The following is a 24,908-nucleotide window of genomic DNA, read 5'->3' on the forward strand; positions in this document are numbered from 1 at the left end:
AATAAATTGATTATTCAAAAATAAATGCCGTATTCAAAAACGAATTTTGTTTTATTCAAAAATGAATAGAAAGCGGGGAGCATACATGAATTCAGAATGGAATGAAAATCAGTGGATCCTTCATTCATTAAAAGATGATTTGCTTGTCACGGATGAAAAAGGCATCATTGTCCGAATACATGAAGGAACGGGAAACATTTACGATGTAAAAGCTGAAAAACTGCTGGGAAAGTCTGTTTATGAGCTTGAAAAACAAGGGTTGTTTACGCCAATCGTCACGCCAATTGTGCTTGAAACAAAGAAGAAAATTACGCTTGTACAAACAACTAAACAAGGCAAGCAAGTGCTCGTTACAGGCATTCCTGTCAAAGATGAAAAAGGAGAGATTAAAAGAATCGTCAGCTATTCTCATGATGTGACGGAGCTTATGGAAATGAAAACATATCTTGATGCGATGGAAGGCGAAATGCAGCGTGTAAAGAGCGAGCTTATGCTGCTAAGAAACCAAAACCTATCAACTGAAGGAATTGTATGCAACAGCGAAAAGATGCAGCAGGTTCTTCGTACGGCTGTTCACGTTTCGAATGTAGACGTAAATATTTTACTTTTAGGGCAGTCAGGAGTAGAGAAAACGCACTTAGCTAAGCTGATACATAACAAAAGTACAAGAAGCAAAGGGCCGTTTATTGAAGTGAACTGCGGGGCGATTCCAGATCATTTATTTGAAGCTGAACTGTTTGGCTACGAAGCGGGTGCTTTTACCGGTGCATCTAAAAATGGAAAAGTGGGACTGGTCGAATTAGCAGATGGAGGTACGCTTTTTTTAGATGAAGTCGGAGAACTGTCACCGGCGCATCAAGTAAAAATCTTAAAGCTCATTCAAGAAAAACAGTTTTATTCCGTTGGAGGAAGAAAGCCTAAAACCGTGGACTTTCGCTTAATTGCAGCGACGAACAAAGATTTGGAAAAAGCCGTTGCTGAAAAAGAGTTTCGAGAGGATTTATACTTTCGTTTAAGCGTCGTACCGATTACCATTCCATCTTTGAACGAGCGCCCCGAAGATATTTTTCCGCTGCTCACACATTTTGCCGAGCAGTTTGAAAAGAAATACAACCGAAAAAGAACGTTTGATAACGCGGTTATTCACGCACTGCTTGCACATGAGTGGAAAGGAAACGTACGAGAGTTAATTAATGTGATTGAACACGCCGTGGTTGTGTCTTCACAAACGCTGATTACAATGGAGCATTTGCCGCATTCTCTGCATAGAAAAAAACGGATTCAGCACGTTGAAGAACATGGGGAAATGAAGCTTAATGACGCATTAAACGAGCTGGAAAAAGAGATATTAGTAAAAGCAAAAAAACAGTACAAAACGACAACAGAAATAGGGGAAGCACTTGGAATCAGTCAGCCTTCAGTTGTTAGAAAATTAAAAAAACATTCTGTTTTTTAACGTATTTGGCACGCTCTTTGCATGTAAAACAAGTACAAACACATTACTTGATAGATTGCGAGGAGGAAGTCAGATGACGCAGGCATCACTTACACAGTTAATGAACAGTCTACCGGATTTACTAGCACCAAGCATGGCGAAAGATCACCCTAATTTACCCGTGGTAAAAGCAGAAGGCTGCTACTACTACGGAGCTGACGGAAAAACGTATTTAGATTTTACATCAGGTATTGCAACAGCGAATACAGGTCATCGTCACCCTAAAGTTGTACAAGCGATTAAAGAAAGCGTTGATCACCTTATGCACGGCCCGTCAGGTGTGATTATGTACAAATCCATTTTACAGCTGGCGGAAGAATTAAAAACAGTATTGCCAAGAGGCCTGGACTGCTTTTTCTTTGCCAACAGCGGAACCGAAGCAATTGAAGGAGCGTTAAAACTGGCAAAGTACGTTACGCAAAGACCTTATACGGTTTCGTTTATGGGCTGTTTTCACGGCCGTTCTCTCGGAGCGCTTAGTGTGACAACATCAAAAAGCAAATACCGAAAATTTCTTCAGCCATCAGGCTTAACGTATCAAGTGCCTTATGCAGATGTGACTCAGTGTCCAAAAGGAGAAGATCCGGAAATCTACTGCGTAGAAAAGCTGGAAAGAGATTTTGCCACTTTGTTTAAGCATCAAGTCACGCCGGAAGAAGTAGCGTGCATGATTGTAGAGCCGGTTCTTGGAGAAGGCGGCTACGTGATCCCTCCGAAAGCGTGGCTGCAAAAAATAAGAGAAGTGTGTGACAGACACGGCATTCTGCTTATTTTTGACGAAGTGCAAACAGGATTCGGACGCACCGGCGAGTGGTTTGCAGCTCAAACGTTTGACGTGACGCCTGATATTATGGCAATCGCAAAAGGCATAGCATCAGGACTTCCGTTAAGTGCTACCGTAGCTTCCAAACAGCTAATGGAAAAGTGGCCGATTGGTACACACGGAACCACTTTTGGAGGCAATCCCATTGCTTGTTCAGCAGCGCTTGCGACGTTGGACGTATTAAAAGAAGAAAAGCTGATTGAAAATTCAAAAGCAATGGGGAAATATGCAGCGGATCAGCTTCAGCATTTAAAGGCGAAGCATGAAGTTATCGGAAGCATTCGTTCAGTAGGACTAATGATTGGAATTGAAATTATTAATCCGAAAACAAAGCAAGGTGACGGAAATCTTCTTCTTGAGATTTTAGACAAATGTTTGGAAAAAGGGGTGCTGTTTTACCTTTGCGGAAATAGCGGAGAAGTGATTCGAATGATTCCTCCTTTAACGATTACAAAAGAAGAAATTGACGCCGGGCTTCGCGTGCTAGACGAAGCACTGACAGAAATCACAAGTCTTCACGTGATCTAAAGCTTTTAGGAAGCTCTTTGTTTCACTGAAAGATAGATTGACCCATAATAAGGAGGAATCTGTTATGAACGGACTGGATATGACGGTTATGTTTGTCTATTTTGGCGTATTGGTTGTAGCTGGTATTATTGGCTCGTTAAAAGCAAAGTCATCAGAAGATTTTATTTTAGCCGGACGAAACTTAGGGATGTTTATGTATTTAGGGTGTTTGTCTGCTGTTATTTTAGGCGGAGCGTCGACGATTGGAACGGCTCAGCTTGGCTATGAGCACGGGCTGTCTGGCATTTGGTTTGTGACGATGATTGGACTTGGAATCATTACGCTTGGCACGATTTTTATTAAGCGGATCTCGTCGTTGAAAGTGAAGACTATCAGCGAACTGCTAGGAAAAAGATATAACGCTCAAGCGCAAATTATCAGCGCCGTTGTTGCCGCTATTTATACACTCATGGTATCAGTCACTCAAGTGATTGGAATGGGAACGATCATTCATGCGCTGCTTGGATGGAACATGACGGCCTCGATGTTAATTGGCGGTTCGATTGTTCTGTTCTATACGATTCTAGGCGGAATGTGGAGCGTAACGGTTACTGATATTATTCAATTTGTTGTGATGACGGTGGCGATTTTTGGATTTATGCTTCCAATGAGTGTCTCAGAAGCCGGAGGTTTTAAAGCACTTGCCGGAGATTTGCCATCATCTTATTTTGATTTTTCATCCATTGGATATGGTCAAATCTTTCAGTATTTCCTTCTATATACGCTTGGTATGGCAGTATCTCAAGATATTTGGCAGCGGGTATTCACGGCGCGAACAGAAAAAATTGCGCGAAACGGCTCCATTTTTGCAGGCGTGTACAGTATTGCCTACGCGATTGCCGGAAGTGTAATTGGAATGTGTGCGTATTTGCTGCTGCCAAACGCAGAAAGCAGTCAAAGCATATTTGCGACGCTTGCAGTTCAAATCCTGCCTCAAGGATTATTAGGTCTCGTACTGGCAGGCGTTTGTTCGGCGCTGATGTCAACTGCTTCAGGAACGCTGCTTGCGTCTTCTACGCTGATTAGTAATGATATTATTAAAAAAGTGTGGCTTAAAAATATTTCAGAGAAAAATTATTTAATTTTAACGCGCGTGAATACGCTTATTGTTGGCGTGCTTGCTATTATTTTTGCTCTTTGGATTCAAGACGTGCTTGTCGCTTTAGACGTTGCGTATGCCATTTTATCAGGAGCGATTTTTGTTCCGTTTGTTGTGTCGCTGTTTTGGAAAGACATTCATCCAAAAGCAGGGGTTTCAGCTATTGTTGTCAGTATACTAGTAGTACTTGGAGGTCTATTGATTGAAGGACTTTCTTCTACCACGCCAATCCTATACGGAATTTCAAGCAGCATTATTATAATGGCTGGATTTGCGGTTATGGCTCGAAACAAAGAACTGTCTGACCAAGAGCCGGTAAGCGAAGATGTAAAATAAGAAAAGAAAGGCTTCTCCTTTACGGTGAGAAGCTTTTTATATTCCTGCTTATTATTTTACAGTAATCGTACATACTAATGGATATTGACAAAGAAAAGAGTGTTACAAATGGAACGAACACTGCTAAAAGGGCTAACTGTGTTGTGTACAGTTCTTTTTCCTTTTGTTGTAAAAAAACCGAAATTTAAAGAAATGCTGATTGTCTTTTTTGCAAAAGGGATTTTAGCCACGCTTATTGATGCTTATGCTGTAAACACGAATCGAATCAAATACCCTGTTCGGCCGTATCCTCGCATTTTTTCAACTAATATTTTATACGATCTGCTGTTTTTCCCTTTGCTAAGTATGATTTGGGTTAGACAATCTTATGAAGACAAGCTTCCTGCAATCTTACTAAAAAGCTTAGTGTGGAGTGTGCCGATGAGTATCAGTCAGTGGTATTTAGAGAGAAATAGCAATCTGTTTAAATGGAAAAAGTGGACCATCTTTCATACATTTGCAAGTGTTAGTTTTACATTGCTGACAATCAGGGGGTTAGCTGGTCTTGTCAAAAAAGCAGATGAAAAGCTATAGTTCAGCTTTTTATCTGTTTTTTTATGCACAAATCTAGACAACATCTATCAAGCAGGAGTAAACTAAATGCTCAGATTATAGAGGTAAGGAGATTGTCAAATGAAAAGCAGAACGTCCGTAATGTTTAGTATTGTTCTGGCAATGCTAGTGGCTTCGCTTGATTCAACGATTATGAATACGACGATGCCCGTTATTGCAAAAGAGCTGGGAAGGTTTGATTTGTACGCGTGGTCGTTTGCTTCGTACATGATTGCAAGTACGATTTTATCTCCAGTAGCAGGGAGATTATCGGATTTATTTGGCCGCAAAAAAGTATTTGGGTTTGGAATTATTGCTTTTTTAATTGGTTCGATGCTTTGCGGCGTGGCAAATACGATGATTCAGCTTGTTCTTTTCCGTGCGGTTCAAGGAATAGGAGCCGGGTTTATGGTGGCGTTTCCCGCTATTATTGCCGGAGATTTATTTCCTGTAGAGAAGCGAGGGAAAATTCAGGCGCTGTTTACAACAATGTGGGGATTATCAGCTGTGTTAGCTCCGCTTTTAGGCGCTTTTTTTGTGGATTACTTAACGTGGAGGTGGATTTTCTTTATTAATTTACCGGTATGTATCGTGTCATTTCTTACGTTAATGCCGTACCAAGAAAGCTATGAGCCGAAAAGAGCAAAAGTCGATTACATCGGTGCCATTTTATTTGGAGCGGGTGTTACGTCACTCTTGCTCGTTACGGTAGTGGAACAAAACCGAGTTGTGTATACAGTCGTTGGACTTATTTTACTAGTCATTTTTTATCTGCATGAACGAAAACATGCTTCTCCGATTGTACCGCTGTCTATGTTCCAAAACAAAACGCTGTCATGGATTAATATCAATGCGTTTATTGGGACAGTAGCTTTATTCGGTACGTCGAGCTACATTCCGTTATTTTTACAGCGAGTGGCGCATTTGTCACTGTTTATGAGCGGAGTTGCGCTGTTAGGAACAGCGGTCGGCTGGATGTCTGTGTCCGTTCCTGCAGGTAAATGGATTTTAAAACACGGCTACAGAAAGCTTTTGTTAATTGGGAATGTGCTGCTGGTTGGATCAGGAACGCTGCTGCTGATGCTAAATGAAAGTCATGGTTTCTTCTATGTGTTTTGCGTCATGATTGTACAAGGACTATCGTTTGGACTGCTGTCTACGGTTGGAGTCATTGGTGTGCAGCAATTAGTAGGAGGACATGAAAGAGGTATTTCTACGTCGTTTTTTATGTTTTGCAGAAACATGGGAACAGCAATCGGCGTTACCATTATGGGTGCTTTGCTGACTTCAGGCGGAAGCTTTATGGCAGGCATTCATCACTTGTTTTTATTTGGCTTTGCAGGAAGCATCGTGGCTTTATTAACGTCGTTAAAAATTCAAAACGATACGGAATCAAAGCACAGCCGAGCTGCTAGTTGAGGGAATTTATGCTAAATATGTTTATTTCATAAAAAAACGGGAAAAACCAAATAAGGTCATAGAATTGCCTGAGAAATCGTAGGCATATTCTTCTTCTTCTTTCACTTACTACATGTGGGACGCCGGGCATCGGCGTCTTTTTTTTGTGCTGTAAAGAGACTGATTACATAACTAAAAGCATATACATAAAGGGTTTTGTTCAAATAATGGGACTTTTTACAAAAATAAGTCTTTAAATGGTAAGGATCATTAGGTATAATTTAGTAGTTCTTTAGCATATTTTAGAAATGTTTGGCTAAGTTCGTACGAAAAAGTGAAAGGGGAAATTTTATGTCTTGGCTCACCAAATGGTCGTTTAAAAACAAAGCGGCTATCACCATTATGTCTATTTTAATTTTAGCTTTAGGAGTCATTAGTTATTTTACACTTCCGATGGAATTCCTGCCGACCGCTGATCAGCCTCAAGTGTCAGTAGTGGTTATGGGGCAAGGAACGGATGCAGACTCCATGGAAAAACAAGTTACGTCACCGATTGAAGAAGCGGTAGCCGGTGTTAAAGGAAAAAGCAACGTGTATTCGACGACGGGAGACGGCTATTCCAAAATCGATATTTTATTTGAATCCAAAACGGATATGAAAGAAGCAAAAACAAACGTCCAAGAAGCGCTGTCTTCGGTGCAGCTTCCAGCCAGCGTATCAAAACCTAATGTTATTCAATTAAATACCTCTATGATTCCCATCGCAGATATTTCACTTACATTCAAAGAAGGATTAACAAGAGACAATCTGGATCTTGCAGAGAAAAAACTGATCCCTAAATATAAAGACGTTAAAGGCATTGCGAGTGTTCAAACGTATGGAACAGCGGATTCCTACGTGTCTATTAAAGTTGATAATAAAAAATTGTCACAAAAGAACGTGACCATTGATAAAGTCATCAGCGTGTTAGAAGGAAAAAACACGTCGCTTGCAGTTGGAGAAAAAGTCATTAATAACAAGTCGAGCAACATCAATGTAACAGGTAAAATTGACAGCTTGGACAAAGTGAAAAAGCTGCCGGTTGCACCGAATGTAACACTAGGAGACCTTGCAAAAGTAGAGGTGAAAAAGCCTGAAGGTGTCGTGACGCATATTAATGGAAAAGATGCGCTTTTACTTATTGTCACGAAAGACAGTCACTCAAACGCCGTTAGCATTACAAAAGAAGTAAAAAAACTGTCTGAACAAATCAGCAAAGATTATAAAAATGTAAATGCTTCTGTATTTTTTGCCACAGGAGACAGCGTGCAAAACTCTGTTCATTCAATGATGAAAGAAGTGTTGCTAGGCGCATTTTTTGCGACCGTTGTAATCATGCTGTTTTTACGCAGCGTTCGCTCTACGTTTATCACAATTGTATCCATTCCGCTATCGCTTTGCTTTACGCTTTTTTTATTATCCAAATCAGGCGTCACGCTTAATATTTTAACGCTTGGAGGAGTAGCTGTAGCGATTGGGAGATTGGTAGATGATAGCATCGTTGTTATTGAAAACATCTTTCGAAAAATGCAAAAAGAAGAATTTTCGCTTGGCTTGATTATTGATGCGACAAAAGAAGTAGGCTCTGCTATTACCGCTTCTACGCTAACGACAGTGGCCGTCTTTTTACCAATCGGCCTTGTAAATGGAGGTCTTCAAGACTTTATGCTTCCGTTTGCTCTAACGCTGACGTATTCGCTGCTGTCTTCATTAATTGTGGCGCTTACCGTTGTACCGTTAATGAGCGCCGGATTATTAAAAAATGAAAAACTTCGCAAGCACAAACAGCCGGTTCGTTTTACAAAGGTTATTACGTGGTCGCTTAATCATAAATGGGTTGTGCTGCTGCTTTCGCTGCTTTTATTTGTCGGATCTATTGGTGCCTACACGATGATGCCTAAAGGAGCGGTGGATAACTCTTCATCTGACTTTGTAGGCACGACGTTAAGCTATCCAAATAATACGCCAATTAAAACCGTAGAAGAAAAATCACTGCAGCTTGAACGCTATATTTTAGCTCAAAAAGAAGTGAAAGATGTATATATGCAGCTTGGTAATACAGACGAAGGAGCAAAGTGGGGAGACGTTGGTTCGCCTACTGAAGCTACGTATACGATTATAGTAAAAGACAGTGAAAACATTGATTCGCTGATGAAACGAATTGAAAATCAAAAGAAACTCTATGACGGAGGGGACCTTAGCGTCAGTGCTGCTTCACTAATGGGAGCTTCCACTACTTCCATTACCGTTGATGTGATTGGAAACGACATGAACAAATTAGAAAAAACAGCAAGCAGCATTAAGAAAGAAATTAGCGATATAAAAGGAGTAGACAAAGTTTCTACCAACCAAGATGAAAAGAAAACCATTTACTCTTTAGACGTAGATCCAACAAAAGCGAATACGCAGCAAGTAGCGCAGCAGCTTGGCGTTATGCTGAATAAAACGCCGATTGGGGCGATAGATTTAGAAGGCAAGCAAGCAAACGTACTTCTTGAATCTGTCTTAAATCCAACATCACCAAAAGAGTTAAAAGATATTTCTATTATGACAGAGACAGGACCGTCACCTGTTTCAAAAGTGGCTTCACTAACGCAAGCTGAAAAGCCGACAAATCAGTTTCATAAAAATGGAGACCCGTATATTCAAGTAACAGCGGATGTCAATCCAGAAAAGCTTTCAGAGATTAATAAAGACATTCAAACAACAATTTTTGGAGACGGTAAGAATAAAGGACTGTCCATTTCAAAAGATGTTGACGTTGTAATCGGCGGAGCAAGCACTCAGCAAGGAGAGGATTTCTCTGACTTGTTCATTACAATGCTCGTGTCGATTGGTATTGTGTTCTTAATTATGGTGATTACGTTTAAAACGATCCGCACGCCGTTTGCGATTTTATTTTCACTTCCGCTTGCTGCAATCGGTGCCGTTTTAGGGTTATTAGTTAGCCGCATTCCAGTAGACGTAACGGCTCTACTTGGAGCACTAATGCTGATTGGTATCGTTGTGACCAATGCAATTGTACTTCTAGACCGCGTGAAGCAAAATGAAAAGAAAATGATTATGCGCGATGCGATTGTCGAAGCAGCCGCTACGCGTATGCGTCCAATTGTCATGACGTCTGCCGCTACGATTTGTGCGATGCTGCCGCTGTTATTCAAACAAAGCGAAAGCGGAAGCCTTGTTTCTCAAAGTCTAGCAGTCGTTGTAATCGGAGGATTGGCCGTTGCGACTCTGCTTACACTTGTAGTCATTCCCGTTGTATATGAACTGCTTCATTTCAGAAAATCGAAAAAGCAAAGAATACAGCAAAAACAGCAGGAAGACGTAACGCCGCTATAATGTTTAAAAGAGGTTAGGACATAAGTATGTTAGGTGAAGGAAGATCCGAACGATGAATTGAGATTCTTGAGAAAGAATCCGACTCGTTCGGATTTTTTTATTGGTAGAGTGAACGTAGGTTTCAGATCTGTAGTTGCTTCTAGCTAGGGTTGATTTGGTTATGTCCCATCCTCTTTTTATGAAACCTTTTTACTAGTGAAACGTATAATTAGATAAGGAAATGGAGGGGATAATATGTTTGGAATAAAAGAGCGATGTTCCGTTTGTCAAAAAGAAATTCAGCCGAATGAAGAAGTATGGATGCGAATGAAGTATCCAAGTAAAAGAGGCATGACTGAAATTAAAGCTTTTTTACATCAAGAGGCTCAATTTGTATGTATGGACTGCTTTGAAAAAACAAAAAAATGAGTCAAATGCAGATGTTCTCTTTTCAAAATATTGACATAGTATATTCTATAGTTTAATATTTAGATAATTATCTAAATACTTAAATATGATGGAGATGAACTTCAATTGAATGAAACGTTTAAAGCCCTGGCGGATCCCACTCGCAGGAAGATTTTAGAGCTGTTAAAAGAACGGGATTTAACCGCAGGAGAAATTTCCGAGTATTTTAACATGACCAAACCAAGCATCTCAAATCATTTAAAAATCTTGAAGCAAGCGGACCTCGTTCAAGATGAAAAAAGAGGGCAGTTTGTGATTTATTCGCTAAATACAACCGTTTTTCAAGATTTAATCGGCTGGTTTTTCAGCTTTCAGAAAGGAGAGAGTTAAATGAAAAAGCATTTATTTCCTTTAGGCATTACCCTTTTAACACTGGTTGCATGGCTGATTGCACTGCCGCACCTTCCGGCTACGATGCCCATTCACTGGGGAGCAAATGGAGAAGCAGACGGATTTGCAACAAAGATAAATGCAATGATCTTAACAGTAGGAATCATGGCACTTATTTATTTTATCATCGCAATTGTTCCGCGAATTGACCCGCGTAAAGAAAATTATAAGTACTTTTCAAAAACGTATAATATTCTGTTAAACGCCGTGCTGCTATTATTCTTTTTTGTAAATATGAGTACCATTTTACAAGGGCTTGGCTACAACGTGCCAATGTCGTACATTGCTCCAATTATGGCTGGAATCATTTTTATCATTATCGGAAACTACTTGCAGCGCGTGCGCTCTAACTATTTTATGGGGATTCGTACACCGTGGACGCTAAGCAATGAAACCGTATGGAAAAAGACGCATCGTTTATCTGGAAAGCTCTTTTTTATCGGCGGACTGCTAATTCTTATTAGCGCTTTTTTACCTGATGGATACAAGTCAGTTATCATGTGGGGGAGTATCGTTCTGTGCGTGGCGATTCCTTATCTGTATTCGTACCTGGCGTATAAAAAAGAAATGAATATGTAAGCATACCAAAAAATCCGGTGAATACACCGGATTTTTTTATGGATAACATATCAGCCGTAACGCCACCGTTCGTGTCACGCCGGCTGATGGGAATAAATACAGCATAAAGTATGAAACGCGTTTCAGATCAAGAGCTGCTATGAAAAAACTTACATTTGCTTACGATCGCTTGCTTCAGGCGGCTTTTCAATCCACCCGTTTTTAATCATCACTTCGCTGCAGCGCCCCGCTACTTTTAAGTCTCTTAAAATACACGCTTCACAGTGACCAACAATATCAAGCCTCATACTGGTAGTCATTGCCGTTGCATAATAGGTAATAGCTACTTTAAACATTGCGCCTGCGTGAAACGTCATCAGTTTTTCTGAAAAAGGCGCGTGTGTAGATGTTGTGATTTCATTATCCAAAAGCGGAGGAGTATGAAGGTTTTCTTCGTGCATAATGGAAGAATAAAGCTCAATATGCTTGTGGGCTACATCAAGCCCCGTCTCCATGACTTTCCGTACATCTTTTCGTTTACTTACTTGTTTAAATGCAATTAAAAGAGCTTTGGTTACCATGCTTTTACGTAAATTAAAATAAATATTACTGGCTTCATTTGCGTTTAAAAGACGCTGCTTTCCGACAAAATCAAGAGCGTAAGACAAATCTGTGATCGGCTCTTGTTTTTTCGGAGTTAAAAAATAAGGAGCCGGCACATAAAGATTTTGTGCTAAAAGCAAATCGAGCGACCGATTGTAGATTTCCATCGCATCTAAATTACATTGATGATAATAATCTCGAATATCTCGGCGAATCGACACGCTAAACGAAATGCCGTACCCTGACAAGCCATGAATCGTCATGTCGTGAAGATATTTCAGCCAAAACGAGTCTGTAAAAAGCGGAGGTGCGTGCAAGTCCACATCTTCATCTGTAAATCCGTTCGGCAGCGGAAAATGTTCGGCCCGAAAAATGGCAGTCAGCAGCTCAATATGCTTTTCAGATAACTTTAGCGAAAAGCCAAACAGCGACCGAATCTCGGCATCCGTCACCGTTGCAAGAACGTGTTTCGCGACACAAACCGCCAGCGTATCCTGATGGTACTGCGCGCATAGACTTGTTATTTCAGTTGAAGTCAAACGCTTGCTTTCTGCGTTCAATGAGCTTTCCTCCTATCTATAAAAATGATACGTATTTATAAAAAACAGATAAGTATAGTGTGGGCAAGGGTGTGTTAAGTTATTCCATAGGTCAATTTGGAAAAAGAAAATAACGGCTAGGGTATACGTCTAGAGAAACATTGTTTTTTCGTTTTACTGTTATGAATAGGAACTATCAAAAGAATTTTTCTCAACTCTGTACTCTAACAATTTCCTCTATCTATTTTCCAAAACTACCCAATAAGCTAACATAAAGATAGAACCCCTAAATGGACAAGTGATGGATAAGATGTAAAAGGAGAGTTTCGATGAAGTTTTTTAAGGATGCTTCTAAACGGGAGCATCAAAATTGGAATAAAGCTGTGTCGGCAGGTTTTTATATACTTTTATTGCTGCTGTTTGTGAACATAATAATGTATACCTATAAAGGTGCCGAGTTAGTGTCGTCATCTTCTATGTTTTGGACAGGGATCGTTGTGACGTTTGGCTATCAGTTTATTTTAAATAGAAAAAGTGAGAAAAAATGAATAAACAGCCTTGGCACCGTTCAGAAAAATTTCTGCTGCTGCTGTGCTTTTTTGCACCGCCTATTGGTTATGTAGCGGTGGTGATGAATAAGAAAAATCTAAGCCGAGAACAGTGGCTGAGTAACTTAACGGTAGCTACTATTATAATGTCTATATGGCTGCTGAAGTTTTTACCGCATCAGTGGGGAACCATTATTTTATTAACGGGAGCCGGAATCTACTGGTATCAACGAATAGTGAAGAAGTTTAAAAAGCAGCATAGATAAAGAAAGTTAAAATTTACGCATTGATATTTTGAAAAAAAGAGTTAAAATATTATAGGAATACAAATTTGTTCTATCCGTGTAAATAAAAGTATGTATTTAATATGTTTTATACTAGCTATGAATAGAGCCAACCAAATCGGTTGGTTTTTTGTATGAGTTCATTCTTTTTTTGTGGAAATTAAAGAATAGTATCCGATGTAAATCTAGAGAACATAAACAAGTGTTAAAACTGTCGGATCCGTTCTTTAAACAGGAGGCAGCCAACTAGTGTCGATAAAGAAAAAGTTATCCGTATTCTTTACTTTGCTGGTATTGTGTATTCTACTAGCGAATAATACCTTGCACTACATTCGATCAAAAAATAGATTAATAGAATTTAACAAAAAAGAAATCACGCTGGTAACAGAGGAAATTGCGTACGAAGTCGAAAACTCAAAAAATAGTGCTTCCTATATGGAAAATCGAATGGCACAAGAATTAAGAACGGCTTCGATTGCGATTCAGGATTCTTTGCCTGCTGATTACCATGACGTCAGCAATGACCAGTTAAAGCGACTGGCTAAAAAACTGATGATATCTCACATTACATTATTAGCTCCTGCAGGAGATGATATTATAGGCGTAAAATCTTCTGATCCTAAGGAAATCAATATGTCTACAAAAGAGTGGGGCTATTGGTATACATCTTTTCGGCAGCTGCTTTCTCAGCAGACGATTACTACCAAAAAAGGAGTGACTCTACCTCACTTTTGGAGCGGTCCGATTGAAGTAGCCTCCAGCAACCCTAATCACATTGACAAGTGGGGCTATTATTACGACGGGTCTACTAATTATATTATTGATCCTTATTTCCGTGATCGGCACGTACTGGATTTTGAAAAAAGGTTCGGTCCTACGAACGTGATGAACCGCTTCACAGAAAATCTGGAAGGCGTTCTTGAACTAACCGTTTTTAACCCCAAAAATTTCGGGAAAAGAAATCAAAACGTATACTTAAACGGCAATAAATATATTAAAATAAAAGATCAGCCGATTTGGTACGGAACATACACGTACCGAAATACCGAACGGGATAAAAAATCCATACAAGAGGTCTTAAAAACGGGAAAATCACAAAGCTATCTTGCTGAAATTAACCATAAAAAAGTATTAAAGACATTGGTACCGATTAAAGAAAAAAACACTCCAGCTTATGTAATAGGCGTAGTGTATGACTACGGACTTATTGAAAAAGAACTGCAGCAAGAATTAATTAAACATTTATTATTGTCTCTTCCGTTTATCTTTATTGTCCTTATTATAAGCTTTATCTTCTCTACATCCATTACGCGGCCGATTAAACATATTATGGAGCACGTAAATCAAATCGCTAAAGGTAATTTCGGCAAGGTGCTGAATACAAGAAGAAAAGATGAGCTGGGAGGACTTGTAGCAAACATCAACCACCTTTCTCACTTTTTAAAAACATATGTAGATGATTTAAAGAAAAGTCAGGAAGAAAGTGAGTATCATGCGTACCACGATTTTTTGACAGGATTGCCGAACAGAAGATATTTTAAAGAACAATTAAACAGGCGCTTAATTGAGTCGAAGGAAAAGTCCATTCGTCACGTAGCCGTGTTATTTATGGATATAGACCGGTTTAAAGATATTAATGATACGCTAGGGCATTCAAAAGGAGATCAGCTTATACAGCTGATAGCTAACCGAATTAAAGAATGTCTTCCTTCTGCTAACAGCTTTCTTACAAGGCAAGGAGGAGACGAGTTTGTCATTTTATTCAGTGATTTTACACCGGAAGAAGTTAAAGGTATCACCGAGAAGATCATGGCGTATGTTCAACAGCCCTGCTACATTGACAACGATGAAGTGTTCGTCAGTATAAGCAGCGGGCTAAGCTTCTATCCGGAGCACTCTACGAATTTGGACACGCTTATTACGTATGCAGATGTCGCCATGTATGCTTCAAAAAGACAAGGCGGCAGTAAAGTAAGTATCTATCATGACTCGTTAAATAAAAAACAAGCTGAAAAAGTTCACATCGAAACGCGCTTGCGAAAAGCAATTCAAAAAGGTGACATTGACGTTTACTATCAGCCGAAAATAGAAGCAAAGCGCAATGTAATCACCGGCGTAGAAGCATTAGTTCGCTGGAATGACGCAGAGCTTGGATTTGTTTCTCCAGAAGCGTTTATCCCTATAGCAGAAGAAGCTGGTTTGATTCAATACTTATGGGAAGTTGTGATGAAGAAAGCTTGTTCTCAAGTCAGCGAATGGAATAAGGTCTCAGACGAAAAAATGACACTGGCGGTCAATTTTTCCCCGCGGCAATTTCAAGATCCGGTTGTTTTGGTTAATGAAATTAAACACTTTCTTTCGCTGCATAGATTTGATCCCGCTTGGTTTGAAATGGAAATTACAGAAAGTACACTGCTTATGAACGCGGAAGAAACGATTAAAGCTTTACATCTGTTAAAGAAATATGGTATATCAATTTCTATCGATGATTTTGGAACCGGATATTCTTCGTTGAGTTATTTAAAAAAATTACCAATCGATTGTTTGAAAATCGACCGGTCTTTTATCCAAGATATTCAAGAAGATTACAGCAACAGTGAAATTGCCCAGGCGATTATCAGCTTATCTCAAAGCTTAAAGCTGGAGGTAATCGCAGAAGGTGTAGAAGAAGAATATCAAAAAGCGTTTTTAATGAAAAATGGCTGTGATCACATGCAGGGATACTTGTTTAGCAAGCCTCTTGCTGCAGAAGATTTTGAAGAAGCGTTTTTAAATAGCTGAAGCAAAACCATCATTTAAAAATAAACTTACTAAGAAAAGGGAAGAGGACATAAAAAGATGGCACTAAGTACACAAAATTTAATTGCTCAAAAATTTTTAGAAACACTAGGCACGAATTCAAATGAAATAGATAAAAAAATAGGTCAAGCTGACACATTTATGAATGCGGTGAAAGAGCTGATTGATTTATGCGGAGACAATCCGGAAAGAGACGGCCTTGAAGAGACGCCGTACCGCGTGCTAAAGGCGTTTTTAGAATACACGGAAGGCTACCGAGAAGATCCGAAAGCTCATTTGGAAAAAACATTTGATGTGAATCACAATGAATTGGTGTTAATACGAGACATTGAATTTCACTCAATGTGTGAACATCACTTTGCGCCTTTCTTTGGCGTTGCCCACGTTGGGTATATACCGGATAAAAAAATTACAGGTTTATCTAAAATCGCTCGTACGGTAGAAGGGTATGCAAAGAGATTTCAAGTTCAAGAACGTCTAACAAATGAAATTGCAGATGCAATCGAAGAAGTGTTAGAACCGAAAGGAGTTATGGTGATTATTGAAGCAAAGCATATGTGCATGTGCGGAAGAGGAATTAAAAAATCTTCAGCTTCTACAGCCACTTCATCCGTTCGAGGAACATTTATGGAAAAACCAGAGGTTCGTGGAGAATTTTTATCTCTTTTACAGCGACAAATGTAAAGAAACAAAAAGCCATATAAGCTGAGAAGCAGAAGCGAGGTGAGCTGTATGCAACATGTTGACGTACTGATTATTGGCGGAGGACCCGCTGGTATCTCTGCTGCCGTGTGGTGTAAAAGGCTAGGCGTTGATTGCTTGCTTCTTGAAGAGCAGGCACAGTTAGGCGGACAGCTGTTTACTATTTATAATGAGATTATTGATTATCCCGGAATACAAGCGGAAAATGGAATTGAGATGCAGCGTAAAATGGTTCAGCATTTTATCGATATGGGCTGCTTATATGAAGTGAATACAAAAGTAATTTCCATTGATGAACGTTCTAAAACAGTAAAAGTAAAGCAGCAAGAAACAGAAAAGGAAATTAGCTATACGTATCTTATTTTAGCAACGGGCTCTAGTCAGCGAAAGCTCGGAGTGCCTGGTGAGCAGCAAATGATTGACCGAGGAGAAGTATATTCTGCCTCAGCAGACGGAGAACGGTTAAAAGGTAAAAGGGTTGCTCTCATTGGCGGAGGAGACCGGGCTTTTGAAGGAGCACATCTTTTAGCATCAAAAGCAAAAGAAGTATATCTGATTCATCGTTCTACGCATTTCAAAGCAAGAGAGCAATACGTTGAAAAAGTTCTTTCCGATCCTAGTATTAAGGTGATAACAGATACCGAAGTGACGGCTATCCATGGAAAGCATCATGTCACATCGATCGATTTAAAAAGTAAAAACAGTGAATGCGAGAACTTATCAGTAGACGCAGTGCTGATTAGACTGGGCATAGCGCCCAATGTTGAACTCATTAAAGAAAAAGTCACCACTACACAAAGTGGGCTCATCGTCATTAATGAAGTGCATCAAAGCAGCAACCCGTCTATTTATGCAATTGGAGACGCGTGCACGACTCCCTTGTTTTCTAGTATTAGCTCTTCAGCCGGCCAAGGAGCGGTTGTAGCCAAGCATTTATCAAGTCTCTTAAATATGTAATGTTTTGTTAGATATATCTTACAAAGCGTTGCAGATAAAAAATAAATGACCTATAAAAAGCATCTACCCATGAGGATAGATGCTTTTTAACTTGAAAAGTACAATAAACATAAAAGAAACACGTTCACCGGCATACAAATGGTTTGAAAAAAAGTAATATAGCCTTTGGGATCGGACCCTCGCTTTTTAATAAGAACATATTCAATGATGAGATCAAAGCGGAGAATCGCTAATGACAGCATCACATAGAGCCCTACGTTTTCCCGAAACATCCGCTTTACTGAAAAATACCCATTCATTTATTTACTTATTCTATTTAATTGACCCTTCTTCTTATTGTTATTTGAGGTAAAATTTTTCTTGGTTAAAATGATAAATGCTAATATGCGTGGCCTCGTATATGAAGGGTCAATGCTTTGAGTAACGAGTAAGCTGACTCTTCAAGTGTTGAACCTATTTGTCATAGCGAAGGATCTTAAAAGTAAAGGGTTATGGAATTATTTACATATGGAATGACTAAAATGTTTAAAAAATACATTTTTTACAACTAATTCTCCTGTTGATAAACTCATCTAGGTATGATTAACTATAAAAGTTGAGTAAAAAAATTGAAAAATAGGGCGTAATTTTAATTATTTTTTAATAGTTTAACATATCTATTCCGACAAAAGTCGGCGTAAATAAGGAGGAAACGGTTTAATGGTGCTCAGTGTTATTTTAATCTGTTTGTTTCTAGTCCTTGCTTATGGAGCAAGGGAGCAGATTAAACATCAAAAAAATATTGATTCTATCCCCGTGAGAATTAACATTAATGGAATTCGCGGGAAATCAACAGTTACTAGATTAATAACGGGTATTGTAACGGAGGCTGGATATAAAACTGTAGGAAAAACTACAGGAACGTCAGCCAGAATGATTTATTGGTTTACGGATGAAGAAAAGCCAATTATCAGAAGACCTGAAGGGCCGAATATCGGTGAACAAAGGCGCGTAGTAAAAGAAGCTGCAAGGTTAGAAGCTGAGGCATTGGTAAGTGAATGTATGGCTGTAAACCCAGACTATCAAATTACTTTCCAAGAAAAAATGATTCAAGCTAATATCGGTGTCATTGTAAATGTATTAGAGGATCATATGGATGTTATGGGTCCGACATTAGACGAGGTAGCTGAAGCATTTCTAGCAACGATTCCTTATAAAGGACATTTAATTACAATCGATGGTCCTTACCTTGAATATTTTAAAACAGTTGCTGCAAAGAGAAGAACGAAAGTGATTGTGGCTGATAATTCAAGGATTACAGATGAGTTCTTAAGAAAATTCGATTATATGGTATTCCCAGATAACGCATCCCTTGCTTTAGCCGTAGCGGAAGCATTAGATATTCCGGAAGAAATTGCTTTTAGAGGAATGTTGAATGCTCATCCAGATCCTGGTGCAATGAGAATTACCAAGTTTGGTAACCCTAAGGCGCCTGCATTCTTAGTAAACGGATTTGCTGCAAATGATGCCGCTTCCACATTGCGTATTTGGGAGAGGGTAGGGGAGATTGGTTATTCAGTAGATTCACCTATCGTTATTATGAATTGCCGTCCTGATCGTGTAGATCGTACAGAGCAATTCGCGAGAGATGTTCTACCATATATTAAAACTGATATTTTAGTGTTGATTGGAGAAACAACAAGCCCTATCATGGATACCTACAATGAAGGAAAGATTCCAGCAAAAGAAATTTGGGATTTAGAAGGTCATAGTACAGAAGAGATATTTAATAAGTTAAGACCTGAATTACATAATCGAATGATTTACGGAGTAGGAAATATACATGGTGCTGCTGAACCACTAATTGAAGTAATGAAGGAATATGAACATATCGAGGAAGTTGTCTAGGAGGAAATTGAATGTTTGGCTCAGATTTATACGTAGCATTAGTTTTAGGAGTTATTTTAAGTTTAATTTTTACAGAAAAAACAGGAATTATTCCTGCAGGGTTGGTTGTTCCAGGTTATATTGGTTTGATTTTCGATCAGCCGGTTTTCTTAGTCATGGTATTAATTATTAGTCTATTAACCTACGTTATCGTAAAACATGGTATTGGAAGATTTGTGATTTTATATGGCCGTCGTAAATTCGCTGCGATGTTAGTGGTGGGAATTTCGCTGAAGCTAATATTTGACTATTTTTATCCCGTTATGCCTTTTGAAATTTACGAGTTTCGCGGAATTGGCGTCATTGTCCCTGGATTAATTGCGAACACGATTCAAAAGCAGGGGCTGGCAATGACGATGGGAAGCACGCTATTAATAAGCGGTGCTACATTCAGCTTAATGTTTGTATATAACTTTTTTATTTAGGGTGATTTGATGGATAGAAAATTGGATTTTAAAGAAAAGTTATTGAAATTTATAAAAGTAACGAAGAAGAAAACGGATAAACATGTATGGATTACTTTATTTATCCTTGTGATTTTTATGTACGGAACCATTTTGCTAAGCAAACCAAGTGAAGCGATTGAAAATAACACAACAGATGATACATTGCTTAATGCAACAATGGTTGGAGATATCATGTTTGGACGTAATGTAGAAAAAGTGGCTAACCGTTATGGACAAGATAATTTATTTCGATACGTGAAGCCTTATTTTGAAAAAGCGGACTATTCAACAGGGAATTTTGAACATCCAGTTACGCTTAGCAAAAAGTACGCAGAGCAGGAAAAGTATATTCACTTGCAAACCGACGCACAATCCGTGAAAACTCTGAAGAATCTTAATCTGTCTGTTTTGAATGTAGCAAATAATCACTCGATGGATTATTTGGAAAACGGATTAAACGATACAATAAAGACGTTTAATAAGTCAGACTTGGACTTTGTAGGAATTGGAAAAAACATTAAAGACGCTAGTAAAATTAACTATCAAACAGTTAACGGAGTTAAGATAGCTACACTTGGTTTCACGGATGCATATGTTGCTGATTCAGCAGCTAATCAAAATAATCCAGGCATACTTCCTGCTAAACCGGAAATTTTTATTCCACTAATTGAAGAAGCAAAAGAGAATGCTGATTTAGTTGTGGTGCATGCGCACTGGGGGCAAGAGTATGACACGACTCCTTCTCCTAGACAAGAAGGATTAGCCAAAGCAATGGCAGATTCAGGGGCCGATATCATTCTTGGCCACCATCCTCATGTTTTGCAATCTGTTGATGTCTATAAAAATACCGTTATCTTTTACAGCTTAGGGAATTTTGTCTTCGACCAAGGATGGTCAGCATCAAGGGAGAGCGCACTTGTTCAGTATAAGTTAAAGAAAGACGGAACAGCCCGTTTTGAAATTACACCTGTACTTATAAAAGAAGCTACGCCGACTCCGTTAGGAAAGTGGGATACGTACTATAAAGAAAAAATCTTCAAACGACTGACTAAAAGTTCTTCAAAATCACTTGCAATCAAAGAAGAAAATAATAAGTTAGTATTTACAGTCGACCACTCTCGGGTAGTAAAAAAGGGGTTAACTGAATAAATGAAAAGAAAATGGATGTACTCGCTGATCTTTCTTGCAGTTCTGTTAGTTAGCGGTTACGCGATTGTACAGCAGTTTAATAGTGAAACAGATAACAAGTTTTATAAAAAAATTAATAAATTTGAGTCTAGTAGGGAGATTAATCATTCTTCCGGAGGATACGGTGTAAGCTCTTCAAATCCGATAGCTGTTGAAGTTGGAATGGATGTGTTAGAAGAAGGCGGAAATGCCGTGGATGCTGCTGTTGCAGTTTCTTATGCTTTAGGTGTTGTAGAACCTTATGGGTCTGGTATTGGCGGAGGAGGAGGAATGCTTATCCTTCCAGGTGACCAATCGGACAAGCCGACTTTTTTTGATTACCGAGAAAACAGTCCTACTTCAAGTGAAGATTCCGAAGAAGGGATAGGTGTGCCTGGATTTGTAAAAGGGATGGAAACGGTCCATGAAAAATACGGAAGCAAAAAAATGGATGAATTAATAGAGCCAGCTATTAAATTAGCTGATGATGGTTTTCCAGTCGGACAGCAGCTTGCAGAGCGTCTAAAAGGAGCACAATATCGTCTATCAGAAGATGAGATTCCTAACTTCTTTCCAGGCAACCAACCTATTGAGGAAGGCGAAAAACTCAAACAGCCTGAGCTGGGAGAGACGCTTGAGCTAATTAAAGAAAAAGGTTCAGATGTGTTTTACAAAGGGAAACTCGCAGAGGAAATAGCGGATGAAGTTCCAGGAATACAGAAATCAGATTTAAAAGAGTATTCTGTTGAAGAAAGAGAACCCGTTCAAGGAGAGTTTGCTGGTTACGATGTGATTTCTGCACCTCCTCCGTTTGCAGGAATTACGTTAATACAATCTCTGCAAATGGCTGAAATGTTACACATTGAAAAGACAGAAGAAGATACGGCACTTTTTACGCATGTAACTTCTGAAATAACGAACCGGGCAAATAGTGATCGCGTTAAGCATATTGGAGATCCTGCTTTCTCTGAAATAGATGAGAAAGAGTTAACGGACAAAGAATATTCTAGAGAATTAGCACAAGATGTTTCTCTGAATAGGCTGTCTGAAAAGTATCAGCTTAAAGGAAACGATCTTGAAGAAGAGCATATTAGTACGACTCACTTTGTTGTAACAGACAAAGATGGAACGGTTGTATCTGTTACAAATACATTAAGCAACTTTTTTGGATCGGGAGAAAATGTAGAAGGATTTTTCCTTAATAATAATCTAAATAATTTCAATAACATAAAGAGTTCTCTTAACTATTATGAGCCTGGAAAACGTTCACGAACGTTTACAGCACCTACCATTCTTCGAAAAGATAACGAGGTTATTGGAATAGGTACACCAGGAGGAAGCAGAATACCTATGATGCTTACAGAAGTTTTAGTGCGCCATCTTTTATTTAAAGACTCTTTACAGGACGCGATTGATGCACCTAGATTCTCGATAGAAAACAATCATCTTTATACCGAGTTCCAATACCCTACAAGTGTAAGAGAGGAATTAGAGGAAATGGGCTATGACGTAGAAGAGAAGAGCTCTTCTATCTATTATGGAGGCGTACAAGCTATCGTTATTGATCAAAAAGACAATGTTATCTATGGAGGGGCTGACCCTAGAAGACAAGGAACATGGAAAGTCAAATAAACACTTATTTTAAAGGAGAGTACAATGACTGTCGTAAGAAATCTTATTAAAATAATAGTCCCAATTATTATCGTCGCAGGATTCTTTTTTATCATGTCTAACTTCAAACATACACAAACATTGAGTCTGGCAGAAGAAAAAAGAATAAAAGAATATGCTAGCTTAATGCAGCAAGCAAAGGCAAAAGAAGAAGATAAGACTCAAATTCTATCACTCAGCAGTGTTGCAGCTTTAGGCAAAGGATCAGCAGGAGAAGAAGTCAAAGTTGTTCAAAAATCTTTGGGTCTTAATCCAGACGGCTTCTTCGGTCTACAAACGGAACAGGCAGTAAAAGAGTTTCAAGTGAAAAACGGCTATACAGCAGACGGTGTTGTAGGTCCCAAGACGTGGGAAGCTTTAGTAAATACGGGCAAGAATGCAGAAGGAACAGCTGAATCTACTAGCAATAGCTTATAATAGTTTGTATAGAAAAAGTTAAATAAAAGCGGGCTTTCCTAGGAAAGCCCGCTTTTCTATTAACGTAATAACTGAAGGACGTTTTGTGGCTGTTGATTAGCTTGAGATAGCATAGCTTGAGAAGCTTGAGATAGAATTGAATTCTTCGTTTGTTCCATCATTTCTTTTGCCATATCTACATCACGAATACGTGATTCAGATGCTGTTAGGTTTTCAGATGAAGCATTTAAGTTGTTAATAGTATGCTCTAAACGATTTTGTTTAGCGCCAAGCTGAGCGCGTTCATCAGATACCTTTTTGATTGCGCCATCGATTGTTTCGATTGCAGTAGAAGAAGTACTCGCATCTGTTCCTAAGTCAAGGCCATCGATCCCTAAGTCACTAGCTTTCATACTAGCAAATGTCACATCGATAGTTTGATTTCTGTTTGCACCAATTTGAAACGTAAATGTTCCGCTGGTTCCGCCTTCACCATTTAACAGTTTTTGAGTGTTAAATTCTGTATCACCAGAAATTCTATCTACTTCGCTTACTAAATCATTTACTTCTTTTTGAATTTCCGCTCTGTCATCTGCTGTATTAGTATCACTACTTGATTGGACAGCTAACTCACGAACACGTTGTAAAATAGAATGTGTTTCGTTTAATGCACCTTCACCAGTTTGGATCATGGAAACACCATCTTGCGCATTACGAGAAGCTTGGTCTAACCCACGAATTTGCCCACGCATCTTCTCAGAAATAGCTAGTCCAGCTGCATCATCAGCTGCATTGTTAATACGCTGACCAGAAGATAATTTCTCCATAGATTTTGCTTGTGCATTATTAGCTGTGTTGTACTGACGGTACGTGTTTAAAGCTGTAATGTTGTGATTAATTCTCATTTTCCTTACCTCCGTATAATAGTTTTACTTCTTGGTTTACATCCTTGTATGCAAGAAGTGTCCCGCTTTGAGAAGGGATAAAAGCAATCGAACATCTTTGGAAAATATGTTCATACTATATATCGACTGAGAGGTGAGGTTGTTTATACTTTCCATTAATTTATTAAATAAAAAATTTGTGCGTATATAAAAAGAAAAACCAGTTCTCTATATGAACTGGTCTTTAGCATTAATGAGTAGCTCCGCCTGAAACTAAAATATCATCTTCCGTTACAATTGTGGTTTTTGCGATGGAAAGCAACCCTTGCACAATCAAATCCAGCGACATACTCGCTTTCCCTGGATGATTCACGGCTTGTTCAGGAAGGTAAGGGATATGAACAAATCCACCTTTAATCGAACAGTTTTGAATCATGTTCATGAGTCCGTAAAATACGTGGTTACAGACAAATGTTCCAGCGGTTTGAGAGACGCTGCTTGGAATGCCTGCTTGGCGCAGATTTTCGACAGCTGCTTTGATGGGCAGTGTCGAAAAGTATGCGGCAGGACCGTTTTCGATAATAGAGCGATCAATGGGCTGCTGGCCAATGTTGTCAGGGATTCGCGCGTCGTCTACGTTAATCGCAATGCGTTCGACGGTAATTCCTTCTCGGCCCCCTGCTTGTCCAACGCAAATGACGATGGAAGGGCTAATTTCTTCTATATACGTATGAAGCTTTGCGATTGATTCGCCAAACACAGTAGGAAGAGGCTTAGCAATAATGTGATAGTCTTCAACAGCTACACCGTCTAAAGCTTTGACAGCTTCTAAGGACGGGTTAATGCTTTCACCTTCAAATGGTTCAAAGCCGGTTAGTAATACAGTTGTCATTCTATTAGT

22 protein-coding genes are annotated in these 24,908 nt (G+C 39.1%); 19 read left to right on the forward strand and 3 right to left on the reverse strand.

Annotation, left to right across the window (positions count from 1 at the left end):
* Positions 1 to 85: 85 nt before the first annotated feature.
* The 9 genes from ACFX4N_RS19430 to ACFX4N_RS19470 all read left to right on the forward strand — a co-directional run bounded on the left by ACFX4N_RS19430 (position 86) and on the right by ACFX4N_RS19470 (position 11,106).
* A complete protein-coding gene (locus ACFX4N_RS19430; protein ID WP_377262114.1) occupies positions 86 to 1,456 on the forward strand; it encodes a sigma-54 interaction domain-containing protein in 1,371 nt (456 codons plus the stop codon).
* A gap of 73 nt (positions 1,457 to 1,529) precedes the next feature.
* Entirely contained in the window at positions 1,530 to 2,846 is a 1,317-nt protein-coding gene (locus ACFX4N_RS19435; protein ID WP_057274446.1) for an aspartate aminotransferase family protein, read from the forward strand.
* A gap of 64 nt (positions 2,847 to 2,910) precedes the next feature.
* Positions 2,911 to 4,320 (forward strand): sodium:solute symporter family protein, encoded by a 1,410-nt coding sequence (locus ACFX4N_RS19440; protein ID WP_192100553.1) that lies wholly within the window; start codon positions 2,911 to 2,913, stop codon positions 4,318 to 4,320.
* A gap of 108 nt (positions 4,321 to 4,428) precedes the next feature.
* Positions 4,429 to 4,893, forward strand: a complete 465-nt coding sequence (locus ACFX4N_RS19445; protein ID WP_377262117.1) for a CBO0543 family protein — start codon at positions 4,429 to 4,431, stop codon at positions 4,891 to 4,893.
* 99 nt (positions 4,894 to 4,992) lie between these two features.
* Complete coding sequence (locus ACFX4N_RS19450; protein ID WP_377262120.1) at positions 4,993 to 6,330, forward strand: MFS transporter; 1,338 nt, start codon at positions 4,993 to 4,995, stop codon at positions 6,328 to 6,330.
* Positions 6,331 to 6,660: 330 nt separating this feature from the next.
* Positions 6,661 to 9,690 carry an efflux RND transporter permease subunit gene (locus ACFX4N_RS19455; protein ID WP_377262123.1) on the forward strand — a complete coding sequence of 1,010 codons (3,030 nt, stop codon included), beginning with the start codon at positions 6,661 to 6,663 and terminating at the stop codon, positions 9,688 to 9,690.
* 234 nt (positions 9,691 to 9,924) lie between these two features.
* A complete protein-coding gene (locus ACFX4N_RS19460; RefSeq protein ID WP_029324973.1) occupies positions 9,925 to 10,098 on the forward strand; it encodes a hypothetical protein in 174 nt (57 codons plus the stop codon).
* Between the two features lie 105 nt (positions 10,099 to 10,203).
* Entirely contained in the window at positions 10,204 to 10,467 is a 264-nt protein-coding gene (locus tag ACFX4N_RS19465) for an autorepressor SdpR family transcription factor (RefSeq protein ID WP_013082079.1), read from the forward strand.
* On the forward strand, positions 10,468 to 11,106 hold the full coding sequence (locus ACFX4N_RS19470; protein WP_377262126.1) for an SdpI family protein: 639 nt from the start codon (positions 10,468 to 10,470) through the stop codon (positions 11,104 to 11,106).
* 149 nt (positions 11,107 to 11,255) lie between these two features.
* Here ACFX4N_RS19470 and ACFX4N_RS19475 read toward each other — a convergent pair whose 3' ends face one another.
* The gene (locus ACFX4N_RS19475) at positions 11,256 to 12,248 is read right to left on the reverse strand and encodes a DUF3231 family protein (RefSeq protein ID WP_377262129.1); all 993 of its coding nucleotides are present in this window, start codon (positions 12,246 to 12,248) and stop codon (positions 11,256 to 11,258) included.
* A gap of 308 nt (positions 12,249 to 12,556) precedes the next feature.
* Between ACFX4N_RS19475 and ACFX4N_RS19480 the strand changes: the two genes are divergently transcribed.
* The 10 genes from ACFX4N_RS19480 (at position 12,557) to ACFX4N_RS19525 (ending at position 23,144) form a co-directional block, all read left to right on the forward strand.
* The gene (locus ACFX4N_RS19480) at positions 12,557 to 12,775 is read left to right on the forward strand and encodes a hypothetical protein (protein ID WP_041816506.1); all 219 of its coding nucleotides are present in this window, start codon (positions 12,557 to 12,559) and stop codon (positions 12,773 to 12,775) included.
* Positions 12,772 to 13,041: a hypothetical protein gene (locus ACFX4N_RS19485; protein ID WP_053486930.1), complete on the forward strand. Its 270-nt coding sequence runs from the start codon at positions 12,772 to 12,774 to the stop codon at positions 13,039 to 13,041. Before ACFX4N_RS19480 ends, ACFX4N_RS19485 begins: the two co-directional genes overlap by 4 nt.
* A gap of 267 nt (positions 13,042 to 13,308) precedes the next feature.
* On the forward strand, positions 13,309 to 15,840 hold the full coding sequence (locus ACFX4N_RS19490) for an EAL domain-containing protein (protein WP_013055792.1): 2,532 nt from the start codon (positions 13,309 to 13,311) through the stop codon (positions 15,838 to 15,840).
* A 57-nt stretch (positions 15,841 to 15,897) separates the two neighbouring features.
* Positions 15,898 to 16,542: a GTP cyclohydrolase I FolE gene (gene folE, locus ACFX4N_RS19495; RefSeq protein ID WP_377262134.1), complete on the forward strand. Its 645-nt coding sequence runs from the start codon at positions 15,898 to 15,900 to the stop codon at positions 16,540 to 16,542.
* Positions 16,543 to 16,590: 48 nt separating this feature from the next.
* Positions 16,591 to 17,517, forward strand: coding sequence for an NAD(P)/FAD-dependent oxidoreductase (locus ACFX4N_RS19500; protein ID WP_377262137.1), 927 nt, complete (start codon positions 16,591 to 16,593; stop codon positions 17,515 to 17,517).
* A gap of 699 nt (positions 17,518 to 18,216) precedes the next feature.
* Positions 18,217 to 19,404 carry a poly-gamma-glutamate synthase PgsB gene (gene pgsB / locus ACFX4N_RS19505; RefSeq protein ID WP_098792504.1) on the forward strand — a complete coding sequence of 396 codons (1,188 nt, stop codon included), beginning with the start codon at positions 18,217 to 18,219 and terminating at the stop codon, positions 19,402 to 19,404.
* A gap of 11 nt (positions 19,405 to 19,415) precedes the next feature.
* Entirely contained in the window at positions 19,416 to 19,868 is a 453-nt protein-coding gene (pgsC, locus tag ACFX4N_RS19510) for a poly-gamma-glutamate biosynthesis protein PgsC (protein ID WP_098534743.1), read from the forward strand.
* Between the two features lie 9 nt (positions 19,869 to 19,877).
* Positions 19,878 to 21,038, forward strand: coding sequence for a CapA family protein (locus ACFX4N_RS19515; RefSeq protein ID WP_098534744.1), 1,161 nt, complete (start codon positions 19,878 to 19,880; stop codon positions 21,036 to 21,038).
* On the forward strand, positions 21,039 to 22,688 hold the full coding sequence (gene ggt / locus ACFX4N_RS19520) for a gamma-glutamyltransferase (RefSeq protein ID WP_098998041.1): 1,650 nt from the start codon (positions 21,039 to 21,041) through the stop codon (positions 22,686 to 22,688).
* Between the two features lie 24 nt (positions 22,689 to 22,712).
* A complete protein-coding gene (locus tag ACFX4N_RS19525) occupies positions 22,713 to 23,144 on the forward strand; it encodes a peptidoglycan-binding domain-containing protein (RefSeq protein ID WP_098792501.1) in 432 nt (143 codons plus the stop codon).
* A gap of 59 nt (positions 23,145 to 23,203) precedes the next feature.
* On the opposite strand, the gene hag is transcribed toward ACFX4N_RS19525, so the two are convergent.
* Together hag and pcp are read right to left on the reverse strand one after the other, a co-directional pair.
* On the reverse strand, positions 23,204 to 24,028 hold the full coding sequence (gene hag, locus ACFX4N_RS19530) for a flagellin Hag (protein ID WP_107917819.1): 825 nt from the start codon (positions 24,026 to 24,028) through the stop codon (positions 23,204 to 23,206).
* 229 nt (positions 24,029 to 24,257) lie between these two features.
* On the reverse strand, positions 24,258 to 24,899 hold the full coding sequence (pcp, locus tag ACFX4N_RS19535) for a pyroglutamyl-peptidase I (protein ID WP_377262144.1): 642 nt from the start codon (positions 24,897 to 24,899) through the stop codon (positions 24,258 to 24,260).
* Between the last annotated feature and the right edge of the window lie 9 nt (positions 24,900 to 24,908).

The organism is Priestia sp. YIM B13551, assembly GCF_042787905.1.
In the GTDB taxonomy this organism is placed as follows: domain Bacteria; phylum Bacillota; class Bacilli; order Bacillales; family Bacillaceae_H; genus Priestia.